Below are 18,629 nucleotides of genomic sequence, written 5' to 3'. Positions count from 1 at the left end.
AGTAATCCCTTACCGCTTTTACCTTCAACCTAAGTTATTTATTTACCTACAACGGTACCAAATACGTTTACAACATTAGCTGTAGTCTCAAATCCTTGAGCTCCACCTAATACAGCCCAGAAACCAGTGTTGACAATTTTCTTAGCATCGATTACCGCCTTACCCGCTGTATAAAGGTTGCCATAGTTGTAGATGTTATTACTTGCAGTGACATTCAACTGGCTATCAGCAACTAAATTAGCCCAGTTTGAGATATTTTTAGCTGTGACGTTAGTTGTTTTGGCAGAAATGTTTGCGCCAAGATTATTGGTCAAATCATTCGCCGTCGAAATGTTCAAAGTATTACCAGCAGCAATATCGCTGTTGTTAGTGATGGTTTTCCCGGTCAGGTTCAAGTCACCATCAGCATTAAAGGCGTGATTATTTGTCAAGTAACCGGAGGCATTAACCGTCAGATTACCTTTAGCATTCACCCATCCGGTGTTATTATAATCACCATTAATATTAATCAAGACGTCGCTATCTGAAGAGATGACTCCGTTAGCCGTATTCTTTGCAATGGAACCGCTTGCTTTTGATGACAATGAAGATGCATCAATTTGCATGTTACCAGAGCTATAAATAGTTGCGTAATCAGCAGCGATTTTCTTCGCAGCAATCGTCATCCCCCCTGAATTAGCAACAACCTGCCCTTTGTTACTTGCGAGATCGCCAGTCAGATTAATATTTACGTCACCGGTTTGCGCAATAATACGGCCAGATTCGTTATTCAGGCTCTTAGCCGTAATATCAACCCCTTCACCGCCAATTAGACCGCCTTGCTGATTCCCATAGCCGAAGTATTGCCCCACATAGAAACCAAATTTGTCACTGTCAGTACTGGTTATTTTACCAACCGCATTAAGCGCTAGTTTTTCATCCGCAACCATCATTGTATATTTCGCATCAATATCAGTGCCTGAATCAATACTGATATTTTTAGCTTTGATCACCGAACTGTCTGTACTGACTGTATCGGCTTTGATAGTTACGTCACCGTTCACGGAAGTTATTACGCCCAGACGGCTATAATAGTTGTTAAGATCGATATTAACACCCGCCCCGCCATTGATACCCGATTGACTGGTATTCATGTTGCGACCAGTAATTGACACAGTCTTACTGCTTTCAATTTTACCCATATAGTTATCAATATCACTGGTGGTTTGGATGCTCACATCACCATCTGAGGCAATTTCGCCAGCCCAGTTAAATAAGTAGTCAGCAGCAATCTCGATGCCATTACCTGAGACGATACCCAAGGATTCACCGCCCGTGGTATCGGCCGATTTGTTGTCGTTGTTTTTAACTGCTTTGGTTGTCGTTAATTTTACAGCACCAGCACTGGAGCGAATCAAACCAGTTACGTTTTCAATATTCCCCGTACTTTCAACTTCAACATTTCCAGTTGAATCAATAGTGCCGCCATTATTAGTTAACGATGTATTTTTCAGGCCAACATAGCCAGCATGAATCTGACCGTTGTTATTATTAAAATCACCTGATTCGATTGCAACGACACCCGCCTCAATACCCGCCGTTTTAGCTTTTCCGGTATTGGTAAAAGTATTACCGCTAGTATTGACAGCCAGCGTTTGTCCGGCAGCCAGTTTACCATTGCTATTATCGAATTTACCGCTGGTAATATAGTTATTAGTGGTTGCTAAAATATTGCCACCGTTGATATTACTAACTTTATTACCCGCGGTATCAATGGCGATCATTTTGTCGCTGTTGATTTTCCCTGCGCTATTTTCTAAAACACCGTTGGTGTTCAGGGTGATATCACCACTGGATTGAATAACCGCATTGTTGTTAAGCAGTTTACCGTTACTGGTAATCTTAATACCGCTATCCCCGGCAGAAATCGTCCCCAGATTACGCACGCCTACGCCATTTTCTGTGCTGACAAGACTAATTTTATTCGCATACATACCACCAAGCTTAGAAACATCCACGCCGTAGGTACTTGCGTTACCGGTAGGCGTTACGGAGTCGGTGACCACACCGTCGGCGTTGACCGCATTACTCCCTGCGACAATCTTAAGCTCACTGGCTGAAAGCGCACCATTCACAACGACACTACGCGCCAGAATTTCGGTCGGTGATTCGCTCTGAAAGCCACTTACATTAATCGTTCCGCCATTAACGGAATAGCCATTTAACAGCCCATCCTCACCTAATTTTGGCGTACCTGTCGTCAACGTCCCTTTTTCAGCGTTGATGAACCCGCCTCCCTGAGTCGTGATGCCATTAGGGTTGGCAATGATTAAGTGAGCGGAATCCCCGGCAACTTCCATCATGCCATTAATGGTACTCGCATTCGTTGAAGTCACTTCGTTAAGAATAACCATCGCGCTGCGGTCCGTAAGGTTCGGGTTGGCCGCAATCTGCCCAGCCAGCACGGACTGCGCCGCGCTTGTCGCGTTGTTAAAGATCACCCCTTCAGCGCCAACGTTCAGGGTGTCATATACGTTATGCGAAAGACCATTGCTATTCGGTTTCGCGATATTGACAATCGGCACACCATTTGAGGCTTCAGTAACGCTGCCATTTTTAATAGAAATTTCCGCTTGCGCCACTACAGGCATCAGCAGTAATAATGATGCCGCAATTGGGTTTAATTTCACGGACCTTTTTTTATTTTCGTGATATTTCATATGAACCTTTCTAAGATAGTATTGATTGAGTGCAGCCAGAAAGAATAACCTGCGCTTATGCAGCGATATTCACCCTGACTATTTTAAGTACGCGTCATGCGTACAAAATCCCTGTGAAAAGCACGTAAACTCATCAAACGTTATATGCAGTTCTATTCAACAAATTAATATTAAATAAGTTAAAAATTATATATTTCAGATCGTTTACGCCGAATGCATATACCTACATGGCACAAAGAAAGTTGATTTAATTCATACGAAATATGAGACATCCCCTGTCCGTGCATCGAGCGTAATTCCTCGTTTAAGCGTTGTTGACTCATCATTTTTCAAGCGCTAAATCACCTGTTCTCGTGATGCGTAATAAATAATGCCACGTACAACACCATATCCTTACTCCGTTACAGTTTCCCCGATCAATATAATGAACAAAAAGTGAATTCTTTCTATACATATTCAATTTTCTTCACTTCATGATTGAGATCACGACCCTCGCCTCTTCTCTCCCAGGGATTATTCATCCTTCAACTTCATCATTCATGCGTGAATTCATCTTTATGAATTTGTATTTGAAAGCAGATGGGCACAATAAGCCTGCGGCGGGTAATGAAGCCGGCATGATGAAATGTCTTGTGAAGGATTAAAAAGAAGTTCAGAAGAGATAGGTTATGAGGACTTAATTTGCCGGAGAGAGGCTTAATGCCTTCTCCGGCCTGGATATCAACACAATGCCTGAATCGCTTTGCGTTTTAATCGCGGAAGTTTTTGAACTGGAATGGCTGGCCAAGATCGCCGCCGCGAACCAACGCCATAACCGACTGCAGATCGTCACGGGATTTGCCAGTGACGCGAATTTCTTCGCCCTGAATCTGCGTCTGTACTTTGAGTTTGCTGTCTTTAATCAGTTTAACGATTTTCTTCTGTATCGCGCTCTCAATACCCTGCTTCAGCTTAGCTTCAACAAACCAGGTTTTTCCGCTGTGTACGAAGTTTTCCGGCACGTCAAGCGAGCTTCCCTCAATACCGCGCTTGAGTAGCTTTGCACGCAGGATGTCCAACAGCTGATTGACCTGGAAATCAGACTCGCTCAGCACCTTGATGGTTTTACTGGTTTCGTTCAGCTCAAAGGTGGCTTCAACATTACGAAAATCAAATCGTGACTCGACTTCGCGGCTTGCGTTTTCGACCGCATTACGCGCTTCCTGAAGATCGACTTCAGAGACAATATCGAAAGATGGCATCTTTTCCTCTCCTTCCGTTTCTTTTGCGTTGCATAATACCCACAACGCGGCATAACTCAACTTGTTATCCCGGAAGCTTAGCTGATAACGCTATACTTTAGCTACAAGCGCCTGGGAAGTCGCAGGTGAGGAGGAATAATGAAAGTAACCGTACTGGGATGCGGTGCATTGGGGCAACTATGGTTAACCGCGCTGTATAAAAACGGACATGAGGTTCAGGGCTGGTTACGCGTCCCGCAACCATTTTGTAGCGTTAATCTCATTGAGACTGACGGTAGTAATTTCAACGAATCAATGACCGCTAACGATCCTGATTTTCTCGCCACCAGCGATTTACTACTGGTGACGCTAAAGGCATGGCAGGTTTCCCAGGCAGTGAGAAATCTGGCTGCTATCTTACCGGCTTCTGCGCCTATCTTGCTCATTCATAACGGCATGGGCACTCTTGATGAATTAAAAAGCGTTAAACACCCACTGCTGCTGGCGTCCACCACTCATGCCGCCCGCCGCGATGGCAACGTCATCATTCACGTCGCGCAGGGAACAACTCATATTGGACCAGCCAAAAGCTATAGCGAAGATTACAGCGGTCTCGCCGACATTCTGCAAAACGTCCTGCCGGATGTCGCCTGGCACGACAATATTCACCCTGCTCTTTGGAGTAAGCTGGCCGTCAACTGTGTGATTAATCCCCTGACTGCGCTGAAAGATTGTAGAAACGGCGATCTGCGAGATTTTCCGCAAGAGATCGGCGCAATCTGTCATGAAGTCGCAGCGGTAATGCAACGTGAAGGCATTCATACATCTGCGGAAAACCTGTTATTGTATGTAAATCAGGTAATTGAAAGTACAGCAGACAATATCTCATCTATGTTGCAGGATATTCGCGCGCAGCGGCATACGGAAATCGACTACATCACCGGTTTTCTGCTTAATCGCGCCCGGGCCCATGGTCTGTCAGTGCCAGAAAATGCCCGTTTATTTGAACAGGTAAAGCGGAAGGAGAATACTTATGAGCGCGTCGGCACTGATTTGCCTCGCCCCTGGTAGTGAAGAGACCGAAGCGGTCACCACTATCGATTTATTAGCGCGCGGCGGCGTGAAAGTGACTACCGCCAGCGTCGCCAGTGATGGCAATCTGACCATCGTTTGCTCGCGCGGCGTGAAGCTACTTGCGGATGTGCCGCTGGTCGAAGTCGCTGATGGCGATTTTGATATCATTGTTTTACCTGGCGGTATTAAAGGCGCCGAGTGCTTTCGCGACAGCCCTTTGCTGGTAGAAACCGTGAGACAATTTCATTTATCCGGGCGCATCGTGGCGGCTATCTGCGCCGCGCCAGCGACCGTTCTGGTGCCGCATAATCTGTTTCCTATCGGCAACATTACCGGTTTCCCGGCGCTAAAAGAGCAAATCCCCGCCGAACAGTGGCAGGATAAGCGCGTCGTCTGGGACCCAAGGGTTAATCTGTTAACCAGTCAGGGTCCGGGAACCTCTATTGATTTCGCGCTAAAAATGATTGACCTGCTGGTCGGTCGCGAAAAAGCATACGAAGTGGCTTCGCAGTTGGTCATGGCTGCTGGCATCTATAATTACTACGAATCCTGATAGCCGGTCCGCGCAGCGGGCTGGTTTCCCCCTTATTGAGGAGCCGTAGCATGTCCCGTAGCGCAACCGATTCTCGTGACCTCGTCATCAGCCGCCTACTCAGCGCCCCCACGACAGCCCTCTGGCGCGCGTGGGCCGACCCGGCTTTACTCAAAACCTGGTGGTGTCCTAAGCCATGGTATACCGACGTTCTGGCCTTTGATTTGCGTCCCGGAGGGGCTTTTCACACCGTGATGCACGGCCCTGACGGTGAACGTAGCGATAATCCCGGCTGCTTTCTTGAAGTCATTCCGCAGCAAAAATTAGTCATGACCTCAATGCTGACCGCAGACTTTCGCCCTGCCGTTTCCCCGTTTGCCATGACGGCTATTATCACCTTTGCGGATGAAAACGACGGCTGTCGCTATACGGCAACGGTACTGCATGCAGATGATGAAACCCGCGAGCAACACGAAAAGATGGGATTTTTTGAAGGCTGGAATATCGTTATCGATCAGTTGAATGCCCTGGCGATGACACTACGCTAAACCCAGATGTAAAAAAGCCTTCCCTAAGGGAAGGCTTTTTCATCAGTACAGGTGAATTACGGGCGATACACTTTCACGTTAGTAAAGCCCTGCTCACGCAGGTACAGCGCCTGCAGACGGCTCATTACGCCGCGCTCACACCACAACAGCCAGGTTTTGCTCTGATCGAGGTTGCCGAATTGGGTGCTCAGTTTATAGAACGGCAGCGAAACAACATCGACGCCTTCCACTTTCAATGGCTTATCATCCTGCTCATCGACAGAACGAATATCGAGAATCACGTCGTTCGCGCTGAAGCCGCTGACGGTTTCGACTTCCACCACGTCCTGCTGCGTTTGCTGAGCGATGTCGCGAATGTCGATGTTATTCGCTTCCTCAACCACTTTATCCAGAATGCTAAAATCGAAGTTTTCTTCTTCCGCTTCGATCTTCGCTTTTACCGCTTTTATGGTTGGGCTCTTCGAGATAACGCCGCAGTATTCCGGCATGGTGCGGGCAAAATCTTCAGTGCCGATTTCGCGCGCAAGATTGATAATGTGTTCTTTATCGTGAGAAATCAGCGGGCGCAGGATCAGCGTGTCTGAGACATTATCGATAAGACGCAGGTTAGTCAGCGTCTGGCTGGATACCTGGCCCAAGGCTTCGCCGGTCACCAGTGCCTGCACGCCATAACGCTCAGCGACTTTCGATGCCGCACGCACCATCATACGTTTGAGCACCACGCCCATCTGGCCATCCTCAACTTTCTCAAGGATTTCGCCAACCACTGGCTCGAAATTGATTGCCACGAAGCGAACGCGATGGGAGCTGCCGAAGCGGTTCCACAAATAGTGCGCCACCTGACGAACGCCAATTTCATGCGCGGCGCCGCCGAGGTTGAAGAAGCAGTAGTGTACGCGGCAGCCGCGACGCATCAGCATATAGCTGGAGACGCCGGAGTCGAAGCCGCCGGAAATAAGCGACAGCACATCTTCCTGAGTACCAATGGGGAAGCCGCCAATACCTTCATAGCGCCCTTTCACCAGCAACAGACGATCGTTTTCGATTTCCAGGTTAACCGTCACGTCCGGATCGGTGAGCTTCACGCGCGCCGATTCGATATGCTGGTTCAGGCCGCCGCCAACGTAGCGCTCAACCTCAATTGAGGTGAATTCATGTTTACCCCGGCGCTTCACACGCACGCAGAAGCTTTTGCCTTCGAGCTGTTCGCGCCACAGCGGTAGCGTCTGTTCAAAAATGTTATGCAGAGAAGTGAAAGGTACGTCCTCCACTTCCAGAATATGATGAATGCCAGGGATACGGGTCAGCGCATCGCGAATAACCGGCCGCTGGTTTTCGTCTTTCGCGCGAACTTCGATATGATCCCAATGACGAACGACGGCGAGCGTCTCATCATAGTTTTTGAGAACGTTACGAATGTTCCCGGTTAAGATTTTAATAAAGCGCAACCGCACAGATTGGCTTTTGATGGTGATTTCCGGGAACAATTTAATGATAAACTTCATGGCGACAATAGTTCGTTGGCAAGCCCGACGGGGCTTTAAGCAAAAAAGTTGTACAGGCGCGATTCAGCGTCTGCATCCAGGGCGCGGAGTATACCATCATTGTTCGCTTTTCGCCTGGCATTGCGCATTTTCGCAAAAATGTATCCGTAGGGTGAATGCCGCGAGTTTGCTTAACCGCCCGACTCCGTTACCATACTGATAGCCATCGAGACATAACAAGAGTCTATATTCACTATGCCAAAGAAAAATGAGGCCCCGGCCAGCTTTGAGAGCGCTTTAGGCGAACTCGAGCAGATCGTTAATCGTCTGGAAAGCGGCTCACTACCGCTGGAAGAAGCGCTCAGCGAATTTGAACGCGGCGTGCAGCTCGCGCGCCAGGGCCAGACGAAACTGCAACAGGCCGAGCAGCGTGTCCAAATCCTGCTGGCCGATAGCGAAGATGCGCCGTTGACTCCCTTTACGCCGGACGCTGAATAAATGGACTTCCCGCAACAATTACAGACCTGTGTCACCCAGGCCAATGACGCGCTGCGCCGTTTTATCTCTCCGCTGCCATTTCAGAACACTCCGCTGGTTGAAGCCATGCACTATGGCGCATTATTAGGCGGCAAACGCCTGCGCCCTTTCCTGGTTTACGCCACCGGCGAGATGTTCGGCGTTAGCCGTTCCACGCTGGATGCCCCAGCCGCTGCCGTCGAATGCATTCATGCCTACTCGCTGATGCATGACGATCTGCCGGCGATGGACGACGACGATCTGCGCCGCGGTCAACCCACGTGCCACATCAAGTTTGGCGAAGCGAACGCTATTCTTGCCGGTGACGCCCTGCAAACGCTGGCATTTTCTATACTGAGTGATACGCCGATGCCGGAAGTACCGGATCGCGACCGTCTGGCGATGGTTTCCGAACTGGCCCAAGCCAGCGGCGTCGCCGGAATGTGCGGCGGTCAGGCGTTGGATCTCGAGGCGGAAGGCAAGCAGGTCGATCTACAGGCGCTGGAGCGAATTCACCGCCATAAGACCGGAGCGCTTATTCGCGCGGCGGTTCGTCTTGGCGCGCTGAGCGCCGGCGAGCGTGGCCGTCAGGCGCTGCCAGCACTCGATCGCTTTGCGGAGAATATCGGTCTCGCCTTCCAGGTGCAGGATGACATTCTGGATGTGGTAGGTGATACTGCGACTCTTGGCAAACGTCAGGGTGCCGACCAACAGTTAGGCAAAAGTACCTATCCGGCGCTTTTGGGTCTTGAGCAAGCCCAGCAGAAAGCGCGCGATCTGATTGCCGACGCCCGCCAGGCTTTAGATGAACTGGCTGCGCAATCGCTGGATACCACGGCACTGGAAGCGCTCGCGAATTACATTATTCAGCGCGATAAATAAACAATAAATGAGTCTCTGATGAGTTTTGATATTGCCAAATACCCAACCCTGGCGCTGGTAGATTCCACCCAGGAGTTGCGCCTGCTGCCAAAAGATAGCCTGCCCAAGCTTTGCGATGAGCTGCGCCGCTATCTTCTGGACAGCGTGAGCCGCTCAAGCGGCCATTTTGCCTCTGGCCTTGGCACGGTTGAACTGACCGTGGCGCTGCACTATGTCTACAATACGCCGTTCGACCGCTTAATTTGGGATGTCGGCCACCAGGCTTACCCGCACAAAATTCTCACTGGCCGCCGCGACAAAATCGGCACTATCCGCCAGAAAGGCGGGCTGCATCCGTTCCCGTGGCGCGGCGAAAGCGAATATGACGTACTGAGCGTTGGCCACTCTTCTACCTCTATCTCCGCGGGTATTGGGGTCGCTATTGCCGCCGAAAAAGAAGGCAAACAGCGGCGCACCGTTTGCGTCATCGGCGATGGGGCTATCACCGCCGGGATGGCGTTTGAGGCGATGAACCACGCGGGGGATATCAAACCAGACATGCTGGTGGTGCTGAACGACAATGAAATGTCGATTTCAGAAAACGTCGGGGCGCTGAATAATCACCTGGCGCAGCTGCTGTCCGGCAAGCTGTATTCCTCGCTGCGTGAAGGCGGCAAAAAAGTCTTCTCCGGCGTACCGCCGATTAAAGAACTGCTTAAACGTACCGAAGAGCATATTAAAGGTATGGTGGTGCCCGGCACGCTGTTTGAAGAGATGGGCTTTAACTACATCGGCCCGGTAGATGGCCACGATGTGCTGGGTCTGGTTAATACGCTGAAGAATATGCGTGATCTGAAAGGACCGCAGTTCCTGCATATCATGACCAAAAAAGGCCGTGGATATGAACCGGCGGAAAAAGATCCCATCACCTTCCACGCGGTACCGAAATTCGATCACACCAGCGGCGTGCTGCCGAAAAGCAGCGGCGGCCTGCCTTCCTATTCGAAAATATTTGGCGACTGGCTGTGCGAAACCGCGGCCAAAGACGACAAACTGATGGCCGTCACCCCGGCGATGCGTGAAGGATCCGGGATGGTCGAGTTCTCGAAAAAATTCCCCGATCGCTATTTCGATGTCGCGATTGCCGAACAGCACGCGGTGACCTTTGCCGCCGGGATGGCGATTGGCGGCTATAAGCCGATCGTGGCGATCTATTCCACCTTCCTGCAGCGCGCTTACGATCAGGTGATCCATGACGTCGCCATTCAAAAGCTGCCGGTGCTGTTTGCAATCGATCGTGCGGGCATCGTCGGCGCCGACGGTCAGACCCACCAGGGAGCGTTCGATCTCTCCTTCCTGCGCTGCATTCCGGAAATGGTGATCATGACCCCGAGCGACGAAAATGAATGTCGCCAGATGCTCTACACCGGATACCACTATAACGATGGCCCTAGCGCGGTACGCTATCCGCGCGGCACAGGTACCGGCGCGGAACTAGAACCACTGGCGCCGCTGCCGCTCGGGAAAGGCGTGGTGAAAAGAAACGGCGAGACGCTGGCGATCCTTAACTTCGGGACTTTACTGCCGGAAGCCGCTCAGGTTGCGGAAAAACTCAATGCGACGCTGGTCGATATGCGTTTTGTGAAACCGCTTGATGAGGCGCTGATCCTGCAGCTTGCCGCCGATCACGAAGTGCTGGTCACCCTTGAAGAGAACGCTATCATGGGCGGCGCTGGCAGCGGCGTAAACGAGGTGCTGATGGCTCATCGCCGCATGGTGCCGGTGCTGAATATCGGTCTGCCGGACTTCTTTATCCCGCAGGGGACTCAGGAAGAAGTTCGCGCCGACCTCGGCCTGGATGCCGCCGGTATCGAAGCCAAAATCCGCGACTGGTTGGCATAATTGCCCATACCGCTCCTGCTATGCTTAAAGGATACCTTTTAAAGTAGCAGGAGCGTCTTATGCACTACATTCCTCTTGGCGATACCCATCTTCGCGTTTCCCGACTCTGTCTCGGCTGCATGACCTTCGGCGAACCTGACCGCGGCAATCATGCCTGGACGCTGCCAGAAGAGAGTAGCCGTCCGCTGATTAAACGTGCGCTGGAAGGCGGAATTAACTTCTTCGATACCTCGAACAACTACTCCGACGGCAGCAGCGAAGAGATCCTCGGCCGCGCGCTGCGGGAGTATGCTCGCCGCGATTCGGTGATCGTCGCCACCAAAGTTTATCATCAGGTCGGCGATCTGCCGCAGGGGTTGTCTCGCGCGCAAATCATGCGATCCATTGACGATAGCCTGCGTCGCCTGGGAATGGAGTACGTCGACCTGTTGCAGATCCACCGCTGGGATTACTCCACGCCCATCGAAGAGACGCTGGAGGCGCTCAGCGACGTCGTACGCGCCGGGAAAGCGCGCTATATCGGCGCATCATCAATGCATGCCCGCCAGTTCGCCCAGGCGCTCGCCCTGCAGGAACAGAACAATTGGGCACGCTTCGTCACCATGCAGGATCACTACAACCTGATTTATCGCGAAGAAGAAAACGAGATGCTGCCGCTCTGCCAGCGCAAAGGGATTGCGGTCATGCCGTGGAGCCCGCTGGCGCGCGGCCGACTAACACGACCATGGGGAGAAACGACCGCGCGTCTCGTCTCCGATGAATTCGGCAAATCGCTGTATAGCGCCACCGACGCCAATGATGAGCAGATAGCACAGAAGCTGGAGGAGGTGGCTGAAGAATTAGATGCCAACCGCGCGCAGGTGGCGCTGGCCTGGCTATTAAGCAAGCCCGGCGTGGCTGCGCCGATTATTGGCGCCTCACGGCAGGAACAGCTGGATGAGCTCCTGCATGCCGTCGATTTAACCCTGACGCCAGAACAGATCGACAAGCTGGAGGCGCCCTATCGGCCCCACCCAATCGTCGGCTTCAAGTAACGCCGCAATTTAAACCCCGGCCGCGCCGGGGTGCAGATTTAGAGCAGACCTATCGGCCAGTGGTGGCCAATCAGATACAGTACGCCGGCGGAGATCACCCCGGCGACGATATCGTCGACCATGATCCCCATTCCACCATGGATGTTGCGGTCGAACCAACGAATTGGCCACGGCTTCCACATATCAAAGATGCGGAAAATAACGAAACCGGCGGCCACCCACTGCCAGTCCATCGTCGGTAACGCCATCAAAGTGATCCACATCCCGACAAACTCATCCCAAACGATGCTGCCGTGGTCATGAGTGCCCATATCTTTAGCCGTACGGTGACAAAGATAGACGCCGATACAGATGCTCATCATCACCACCAGCGAATAGAGCTGCCAGGGAAGAAAGGTCATCAGATACCAGAACGGAATCGCCGCCAGAGACCCCATCGTTCCCGGCACCACCGGACTCAGCCCACTGCCGAACCCGGTCGCCAGCAGATGCCAGGGATTGCGCATATTGAGGCGGCTTTTCGCCTCGTCTCTACTGCGTGCCAAAATGATCGTACCCCTTTAAATCCAATTTAATCGGCTTACCCTCACGGGTAAACTGCAGTCCATCCGCTTCCGCCACGATCTGGCCGATACAGGTAAAGCGTGCGCCAAGCTGACCAATCGCGACATCCAACGCTCCGCGGTTCAGCTCGGGAACGGTAAAGCACAATTCATAATCTTCGCCGCCGGCGAGCGCCCAGCGTAGCGCCTGTTCAGGATCAACCTGGCGCAGCATGGCATCGGAATACGGCATCGCATCGAGATCGATACGCGCGCCGCAGGCGCTGGCCTTGAGAATATGACCAAGGTCAGAGATAAGACCGTCAGAGAGATCGATCGCTGAATTAGCCAGATCGCGCAGCGCCTGCCCCTGCAGCACGCGGGGCATTGGACGCAAATGGCGCGCCAGCAGATAATCGGCATCCGCTGGCGAATCAACCGTTAGCCGGTCCTGTAAAAGCGCCAGCCCGGCGGCGCTATCACCGGGCGTGCCGGTGACATAAATCCAGTCGCCAGGCCTGGCCCCGGAACGCTTCATCGCGCGGCCCGGCGGCACAAAGCCGTGGATACCCAGCGTCATCGACAGCGGCCCACGGGTGGTGTCGCCGCCGATCAGCTGCATATCGTAATAGTTAAGCTGGACAAACAGACTGTCGCTAAAGGCTTCAAGCCACGCTTCGTCTGCTTCCGGCAAAGTGAGGGCCAGCGTCAACCATGCCGGTTCCGCCCCCATCGCCGCCAAATCGCTCAGGTTCACCGCCAGCGCTTTATACGCCAGGTCAGCAGGGTCGATGTCGGCTAAAAAGTGGTTGCCCGCCACCAGGGTGTCGGTGCTGATTGCCAGCGTTTTTTTCTCGGGGATATTCAGGAGCGCGCAGTCATCGCCGATGCCGGTTTCAACATCAAGGCGGGCGCTTTTAACGCGATCAAAATAACGGGCAATCAGGGAAAATTCGCCGCATGCCATACGTTATGCCTCAGCAAAGAAAAGAATAAGGCCGGGTTCGCAGGATCAGATCCTGCAAAGCCCGGCCTGCAGTTTACTTTTTGCGGGGACGGATTACCGGGGCCGCTTTATCCAGCACGCCGTTGACGAACTTGTGGCTATCTTCAGCGCCGAAGGTTTTCGCCAGCTCGATAGCTTCGTTGATAGCCACTTTGTACGGCACGTCGTCACGCTTCGACAGCTCAAACAGCGCAATACGCAGTACCGCTTTTTCTACCTGCCCCAGCTCTTCCAGCTGACGTGACAGGTATGGCTTCATCAGACCGTCGAGATACGCGCTGTTAGTCGCCACTCCGGACAGCAGTTCACGGAAATACAGAATGTCTACATCTTTTACATCCTGTTCCGCCAGGAACTGGTATTCAACATCAGCGATGTCGTTCTGGGACAACTGCCAGGAGTAGAGCGCCTGGACGGCACACTCACGGGCGCGGCGACGAGCAGCAGGTTTCACGGAATTCCCCTTACAAAAAATCAGGCCTTGATGGCTTTCAATACGTTAATCATTTCCAGCGCGGTCAGCGCGGCTTCTGCGCCTTTGTTACCGGCTTTAGTGCCAGCGCGTTCGATGGCTTGTTCAATACTTTCAGTCGTCAGAACACCGAAGGCTACCGGGATTTCACTGTCCTGAGCGACGTGCGCCAGGCCATTGCTTGCACCGCCAGCCACATATTCAAAGTGGGCGGTACCGCCGCGAATCACCGTACCCAGCGCGATTACCGCGTCATATTTACCGGTTTTTGCCAGTGCGCCAGCCGCCAGCGGCAGCTCATACGCGCCTGGTACCCAAACAACGGTGATGTTTTCATCTTTTACCTGACCAATGCGCTTGAGGGCGTCAATCGCGCCTTCCAGCAGGCTGTCATTGATAAAGTTGTTGAAACGCGCAATGGTGATGGCGACGCGAGCGTCCGGGGTAGCAACGTTAGCTTCAATAATGTTCATACTCTTCCTTCGGGTTCATGTGCCCCGCAAGGGGGGCGGATTTTATCATAATATTCTGGGCGCTGCTTCCTAATATTAGGAATACATCACGCAGTCGTTAAATGCAGGCAGACATCGGGCCCGACCTGACGTATCTCGTTGAATTTGAAATGGGGGGCCTGGCTCAGTTTCTCAAGCCCCGGCAGCGCGCATAAACCGCGCGCGTCACTGCCTAACAGTTTAGGCGCAATATAGACGATAAGCTCATCCACCAGCCCGGCCTGTAGCAAAGCGCCGGCCAGCGTCGGCCCCGCTTCCACCCAAATGCTGTTCACCTGCTGTTTACCGAGCTGCATCATTAGCAGCACGAGGTCGAGATGGCCGTTATGCTCCGGCACCAGCAGGGTACGCACGTTATCAGGCCAGGCACGTTCATCGGCATGGGTGCGAGCGAACAAGGTTTCACCTTGCTGCTGGATAATTCGATGCTCCGGCGTGACGCGGTTTTGGCTATCGATGACGATACGCAGCGGCTGACGCAGGTTCTCCTGCGGATAGAGCGCCTGCGTATCGGCGCTCAGCTCCTGCCAGCGCACGGTCAGCGCCGGATCATCCGCCAGCACGGTCGCGCTGCTGGTGAGAATAGCGTGGCTCTGCGCGCGCAGGCGCTGCACGTCGCGTCGCGCCTGTGGCGAGGTGATCCACTGACTTTCACCGCTGGCCATCGCCGTACGGCCATCAAGCGAAGCGCCCATCTTCAGCTGGATCCACGGAAAACCGGTGCGCATCCGCTTGAGAAAACCTTTATTCAGCGCTTCCGCTTCATTCATCATCAGCCCATGGCTGACGTCAATGCCGGCCTGCTGCAGGCGGTACAGGCCGCGACCGGCCACCTGTGGATTCGGGTCCTGCATTGCCGCTACCACGCGAGCCACGCCTGCGGCGATCAGCGCGTCGCAGCACGGCGGCGTGCGACCATGGTGGCTACAGGGCTCCAGGGTGACGTAGGCGGTCGCGCCTTTGGCTTTATCGCCGGCCATACGCAGCGCGTGCACTTCGGCGTGCGGCTCGCCGGCCCGATAGTGGAAGCCCTCGCCGACGATCTCGCCGTCTTTTACAATCACACAGCCGACGTTGGGATTAGGATGGGTAGTAAAGCGTCCGCGCGCGGCAAGCTTCAGCGCTCGCGCCATGTACATTTCGTCCTGCATGGCTTAGTCCTGTAAACGGGCGATTTCTTCGCCGAACTCTTTAATATCTTCGAAACTGCGATAGACGGAAGCGAAGCGAATATAGGCGACCTTATCGAGCTTCTTCAGTTGCTCCATCACCAGATTACCGATCATTTTACTCGCTACTTCACGCTCACCGGTGCCGCGCAGATGGGTTTTAATGTGATTTACCGCCATTTCGACGTCATCGGCGCTGACCGGGCGCTTTTCAAGCGCTTTCAACATCCCGCTACGCAGCTTGTCTTCGTTGAAAGGTTCGCGCACGTCGTTGCTTTTTACCACCCGCGGCATTACCAGCTCAGCCACTTCAAAAGTGGTAAAGCGTTCATTGCAGACCAGACACTGCCGACGACGACGCACGGAGGAGCCTTCGCCGACCAGGCGAGAATCGATGACTTTGGTATCCACGGCGAAACAGAAAGGGCAATGCATGGCGCGTCCTGACAGGTAGTTAATCTGAAGGATAGTTTACCCTGAAGTCAGCGGACTACAAAGAAAGAGCTTTTGAGACAAAGGATCTATGGTAGGTCAATTCAGTTTAGCTACCATTAATCATCCTCTGTAAACGGAATCCTGACCATGACAAGACGTTACCTACAACTGGCTATCATCGGCAGCCTGTTCACCCTTACCGCCTGCGCCCAGCAAAGCGAAGTTCGTCAGATGAACGAGAGCGTCAGTACGCTGAGCAAAGAGATGACCCAACTGAATCAGCAAACGATAAAAATCACCCAGCAAAACGCACTGAATGCTAAATCAACCCGCGGCGTTTATCTGCTGCCGGAGGCCAAAACCCCCGCGCGGCTGGAGAGCCAGATCGGCACCCTGCGCATGTCAGTGGGTAGCATTACGCCAGATGGCGACGGTTCGCGCCTGACCTTACGCATCCAGGGCGAGTCTAACGATCCGCTCCCGGCCTTCACCGCGACCGTCGCTTCCGGACAGATTACCGGCACCACCCACAGCTATCAGGAAGTCAACGTCCAGGATCAGCTGATTAGCGCCCCGGCCAGCATCCTGGCGCCCAGCGATGTGGATATCCCGCTGCGCCTGAATGTGACGCCTGATAAAGTCGGCTTTATTCGTATCCACGATATCCAACCCGCCAGCGCGCAGTAAGCGCTCACGCCGGGCAAAACGGCCCGGCGCCCGCTTTTCATCTATCGAAGTTATCCATTTACAACTTTTCATAAGAGTTCATTAGAAATCGCTCCTGAAGGCGATTTTCAGTAGCATTTTGTCAAGAAATGCATAGAATCGTGAACGCAATCGATTACGCATGTTCTGGTTATGTGAAACAACACGTATTTTTGTGAGCAATGATTTCTATAATAGACCCCCACAGAAAGACGAAATATTTAGCAACGCTTCGGCAATTTTCTTAACGCCTTTTGGCTTAATTTAAACAGTGGCATCAACATGAAAAAAACATTACTGGCAGCGAGCGCTGTTGTGGCGCTTTCCGCTTCTTTCACCGCTGGCGCGGCAGAAACTGAAAAACCGCAGTACCTGTCTGATTGGTGGCACCAGAGTGTGAACGTGGTCGGTAGCTACCACACTCGTTTTGGACCGCAGATCCGTAACGATACCTATCTGGAATACGAAGCGTTTGCTAAAAAAGATTGGTTTGATTTCTACGGCTATATTGATGCGCCGGTCTTCTTCGGCGGCAACAGCACGGCGAAAGGTATCTGGAACAAAGGCTCCCCGCTGTTTATGGAGATCGAACCGCGTTTCTCTATCGACAAGCTGACCAACACCGACCTGAGCTTCGGGCCGTTCAAAGAGTGGTACTTCGCGAACAACTATATCTACGATATGGGCCGCAACGACTCTCAGGAGCAGAGCACCTGGTATATGGGTCTGGGTACCGACATCGATACCGGTCTGCCGATGAGCCTGTCGCTGAATATCTATGCTAAATACCAGTGGCAGAACTACGGCGCCTCCAACGAAAACGAGTGGGACGGCTACCGCTTCAAGGTGAAATACTTCGTTCCGCTGACCGACCTGTGGGGCGGTTCGCTGAGCTATATTGGCTTCACCAACTTCGACTGGGGTTCTGACCTTGGCGACGACAACTTCTACGATATGAACGGTAAGCACGCGCGTACCAGCAACTCTATCGCGTCCAGCCACATCCTGGCGCTGAACTATGCGCACTGGCACTACTCTATCGTCGCGCGTTACTTCCATAACGGCGGCCAGTGGGCTGATGATGCTAAGCTGAACTTCGGCGACGGCGACTTCAGCGTTCGCTCTACCGGCTGGGGTGGCTACTTCGTTGTCGGTTACAACTTCTAATTGCTGATACAGCAAGACAGCGCCCGGGACGCGTTTTACGCTTACCGGGCGTTTTTTTATCGCTCCTCACATCTCACCTTACGTAAGAAATCGCTCAGTGAACGGTCGGCGCACTCGCTGAAACGACGTTCGATCACCTTCACCTCCAGACAACGATCGAGACGAAAGTTACGATAATCACTGCGCAGTTCGCACCAGGCCACCAGCAGCCAACGCTCCCCCCAGAAAAATAGCCCCAGCGGCAGCACTTCACGCCGCGTTACCTGACCGGATTCATCCTGATAGTGAAGCTGCAACACCTGCTGATTGGATACGGCCTGATGGATAACGTCAAAATGGGTTTTAGCATAACGATGCGCGCCAAAGTCAGGGGCAAACAGCCGGGTCTGCTCCGCTTTGCGCCGCCGGTCTTCCGGCAAAATCGCCAGCATTTTTTCCTGAGCTGACTCCAACGACTGCGAAAGCGCATCTCCGCCCCAGGTCTTCAGTAGTCGAATCGCGGCGATTAGCGCTTCGGATTCTTTGCTGGTCAGCATCAGCGGCGGCAGATCATAGCCCGCCAGCAGACGATAACCGCTCCCGGCCTCGCCCTCAACCGGTACACCGGAGAGCGAGAGGTCGCGGATATCGCGATAGACGGTTCGCTCCGACACGCCCAACCGCTCCGCCAGCAGCGCCGCGGTGGTTAGCCGCCTGCCGCGCAGGATCTGTACAATCTGAAATAAACGGTCGGCGCGTCGGGTCATTTCTC

The 18,629-nt window shown here is 52.9% G+C and carries 19 protein-coding genes; 9 read left to right on the top strand and 10 right to left on the bottom strand.

Annotation, left to right across the window (positions count from 1 at the left end):
• Positions 1-38: 38 nt before the first annotated feature.
• Entirely contained in the window at positions 39-2,699 is a 2,661-nt protein-coding gene (locus ABLU86_RS00860; protein ID WP_348796051.1) for a filamentous hemagglutinin N-terminal domain-containing protein, read from the bottom strand.
• A gap of 749 nt (positions 2,700-3,448) precedes the next feature.
• Positions 3,449-3,940 (bottom strand): YajQ family cyclic di-GMP-binding protein, encoded by a 492-nt coding sequence (locus ABLU86_RS00855; protein ID WP_015367982.1) that lies wholly within the window; start codon positions 3,938-3,940, stop codon positions 3,449-3,451.
• A gap of 138 nt (positions 3,941-4,078) precedes the next feature.
• Here ABLU86_RS00855 and panE point away from each other — a divergent pair, with 138 nt between their 5' ends.
• The 3 genes from panE to ABLU86_RS00840 are packed head-to-tail and all read left to right on the top strand — an operon-like array spanning position 4,079 to position 6,073.
• Positions 4,079-4,990, top strand: coding sequence for a 2-dehydropantoate 2-reductase (gene panE, locus ABLU86_RS00850; protein ID WP_015704565.1), 912 nt, complete (start codon positions 4,079-4,081; stop codon positions 4,988-4,990).
• Complete coding sequence (gene yajL, locus ABLU86_RS00845; RefSeq protein ID WP_047042397.1) at positions 4,953-5,546, top strand: protein deglycase YajL; 594 nt, start codon at positions 4,953-4,955, stop codon at positions 5,544-5,546. The genes panE and yajL overlap by 38 nt, the downstream gene beginning before the upstream one ends.
• A 50-nt stretch (positions 5,547-5,596) precedes the next feature.
• Positions 5,597-6,073 carry an SRPBCC family protein gene (locus tag ABLU86_RS00840; RefSeq protein WP_015367985.1) on the top strand — a complete coding sequence of 159 codons (477 nt, stop codon included), beginning with the start codon at positions 5,597-5,599 and terminating at the stop codon, positions 6,071-6,073.
• Positions 6,074-6,129: 56 nt separating this feature from the next.
• On the opposite strand, the gene thiI is transcribed toward ABLU86_RS00840, so the two are convergent.
• Positions 6,130-7,578, bottom strand: coding sequence for a tRNA uracil 4-sulfurtransferase ThiI (gene thiI / locus ABLU86_RS00835; protein ID WP_015367986.1), 1,449 nt, complete (start codon positions 7,576-7,578; stop codon positions 6,130-6,132).
• 234 nt (positions 7,579-7,812) lie between these two features.
• On the opposite strand from thiI, the gene xseB reads away from it, so the two are divergent.
• The 4 genes from xseB to ABLU86_RS00815 are packed head-to-tail and all read left to right on the top strand — an operon-like array spanning position 7,813 to position 11,870.
• Positions 7,813-8,055 (top strand): exodeoxyribonuclease VII small subunit, encoded by a 243-nt coding sequence (xseB, locus tag ABLU86_RS00830; protein ID WP_015367987.1) that lies wholly within the window; start codon positions 7,813-7,815, stop codon positions 8,053-8,055.
• Positions 8,056-8,955, top strand: coding sequence for a (2E,6E)-farnesyl diphosphate synthase (gene ispA / locus ABLU86_RS00825; protein WP_015367988.1), 900 nt, complete (start codon positions 8,056-8,058; stop codon positions 8,953-8,955).
• 18 nt (positions 8,956-8,973) lie between these two features.
• Positions 8,974-10,836: a 1-deoxy-D-xylulose-5-phosphate synthase gene (dxs, locus tag ABLU86_RS00820; RefSeq protein WP_047038842.1), complete on the top strand. Its 1,863-nt coding sequence runs from the start codon at positions 8,974-8,976 to the stop codon at positions 10,834-10,836.
• A 59-nt stretch (positions 10,837-10,895) separates the two neighbouring features.
• The gene (locus tag ABLU86_RS00815) at positions 10,896-11,870 is read left to right on the top strand and encodes an aldo/keto reductase (protein ID WP_015367990.1); all 975 of its coding nucleotides are present in this window, start codon (positions 10,896-10,898) and stop codon (positions 11,868-11,870) included.
• A gap of 38 nt (positions 11,871-11,908) precedes the next feature.
• Here ABLU86_RS00815 and pgpA read toward each other — a convergent pair whose 3' ends face one another.
• The 6 genes from pgpA to nrdR form a co-directional block, all read right to left on the bottom strand.
• A complete protein-coding gene (gene pgpA, locus ABLU86_RS00810) occupies positions 11,909-12,421 on the bottom strand; it encodes a phosphatidylglycerophosphatase A (protein WP_257393917.1) in 513 nt (170 codons plus the stop codon).
• Positions 12,402-13,379, bottom strand: coding sequence for a thiamine-phosphate kinase (gene thiL, locus ABLU86_RS00805; RefSeq protein ID WP_015704562.1), 978 nt, complete (start codon positions 13,377-13,379; stop codon positions 12,402-12,404). The genes pgpA and thiL overlap by 20 nt, the downstream gene beginning before the upstream one ends.
• A gap of 73 nt (positions 13,380-13,452) precedes the next feature.
• A complete protein-coding gene (gene nusB / locus ABLU86_RS00800) occupies positions 13,453-13,872 on the bottom strand; it encodes a transcription antitermination factor NusB (RefSeq protein ID WP_063443369.1) in 420 nt (139 codons plus the stop codon).
• A gap of 20 nt (positions 13,873-13,892) precedes the next feature.
• Complete coding sequence (gene ribE / locus ABLU86_RS00795) at positions 13,893-14,363, bottom strand: 6,7-dimethyl-8-ribityllumazine synthase (protein ID WP_001021161.1); 471 nt, start codon at positions 14,361-14,363, stop codon at positions 13,893-13,895.
• An 86-nt stretch (positions 14,364-14,449) separates the two neighbouring features.
• Positions 14,450-15,553 carry a bifunctional diaminohydroxyphosphoribosylaminopyrimidine deaminase/5-amino-6-(5-phosphoribosylamino)uracil reductase RibD gene (gene ribD / locus ABLU86_RS00790; RefSeq protein WP_015704561.1) on the bottom strand — a complete coding sequence of 368 codons (1,104 nt, stop codon included), beginning with the start codon at positions 15,551-15,553 and terminating at the stop codon, positions 14,450-14,452.
• A 3-nt stretch (positions 15,554-15,556) separates the two neighbouring features.
• On the bottom strand, positions 15,557-16,006 hold the full coding sequence (gene nrdR, locus ABLU86_RS00785) for a transcriptional regulator NrdR (protein ID WP_002890417.1): 450 nt from the start codon (positions 16,004-16,006) through the stop codon (positions 15,557-15,559).
• 147 nt (positions 16,007-16,153) lie between these two features.
• Here nrdR and ABLU86_RS00780 point away from each other — a divergent pair, with 147 nt between their 5' ends.
• Together ABLU86_RS00780 and ABLU86_RS00775 are read left to right on the top strand one after the other, a co-directional pair.
• A complete protein-coding gene (locus tag ABLU86_RS00780; protein WP_015367995.1) occupies positions 16,154-16,693 on the top strand; it encodes a DUF3251 domain-containing protein in 540 nt (179 codons plus the stop codon).
• Positions 16,694-16,993: 300 nt separating this feature from the next.
• Positions 16,994-17,878 carry a nucleoside-specific channel-forming protein Tsx gene (locus ABLU86_RS00775; RefSeq protein ID WP_015367996.1) on the top strand — a complete coding sequence of 295 codons (885 nt, stop codon included), beginning with the start codon at positions 16,994-16,996 and terminating at the stop codon, positions 17,876-17,878.
• A gap of 56 nt (positions 17,879-17,934) precedes the next feature.
• Here the strand turns inward: ABLU86_RS00775 and ABLU86_RS00770 are convergent, their stop codons facing one another.
• A complete protein-coding gene (locus ABLU86_RS00770; protein ID WP_020079501.1) occupies positions 17,935-18,624 on the bottom strand; it encodes a YafY family protein in 690 nt (229 codons plus the stop codon).
• Positions 18,625-18,629 lie beyond the last annotated feature (5 nt).

This window comes from Klebsiella sp. JN_Kp121 (genome assembly GCF_040062145.1).
GTDB classification, from domain to species: Bacteria; Pseudomonadota; Gammaproteobacteria; order Enterobacterales; family Enterobacteriaceae; genus Klebsiella; species Klebsiella aerogenes.
Note: the sequence above shows the minus strand (reverse complement) of the source record. Positions and strands in the feature narration are given on the sequence as shown.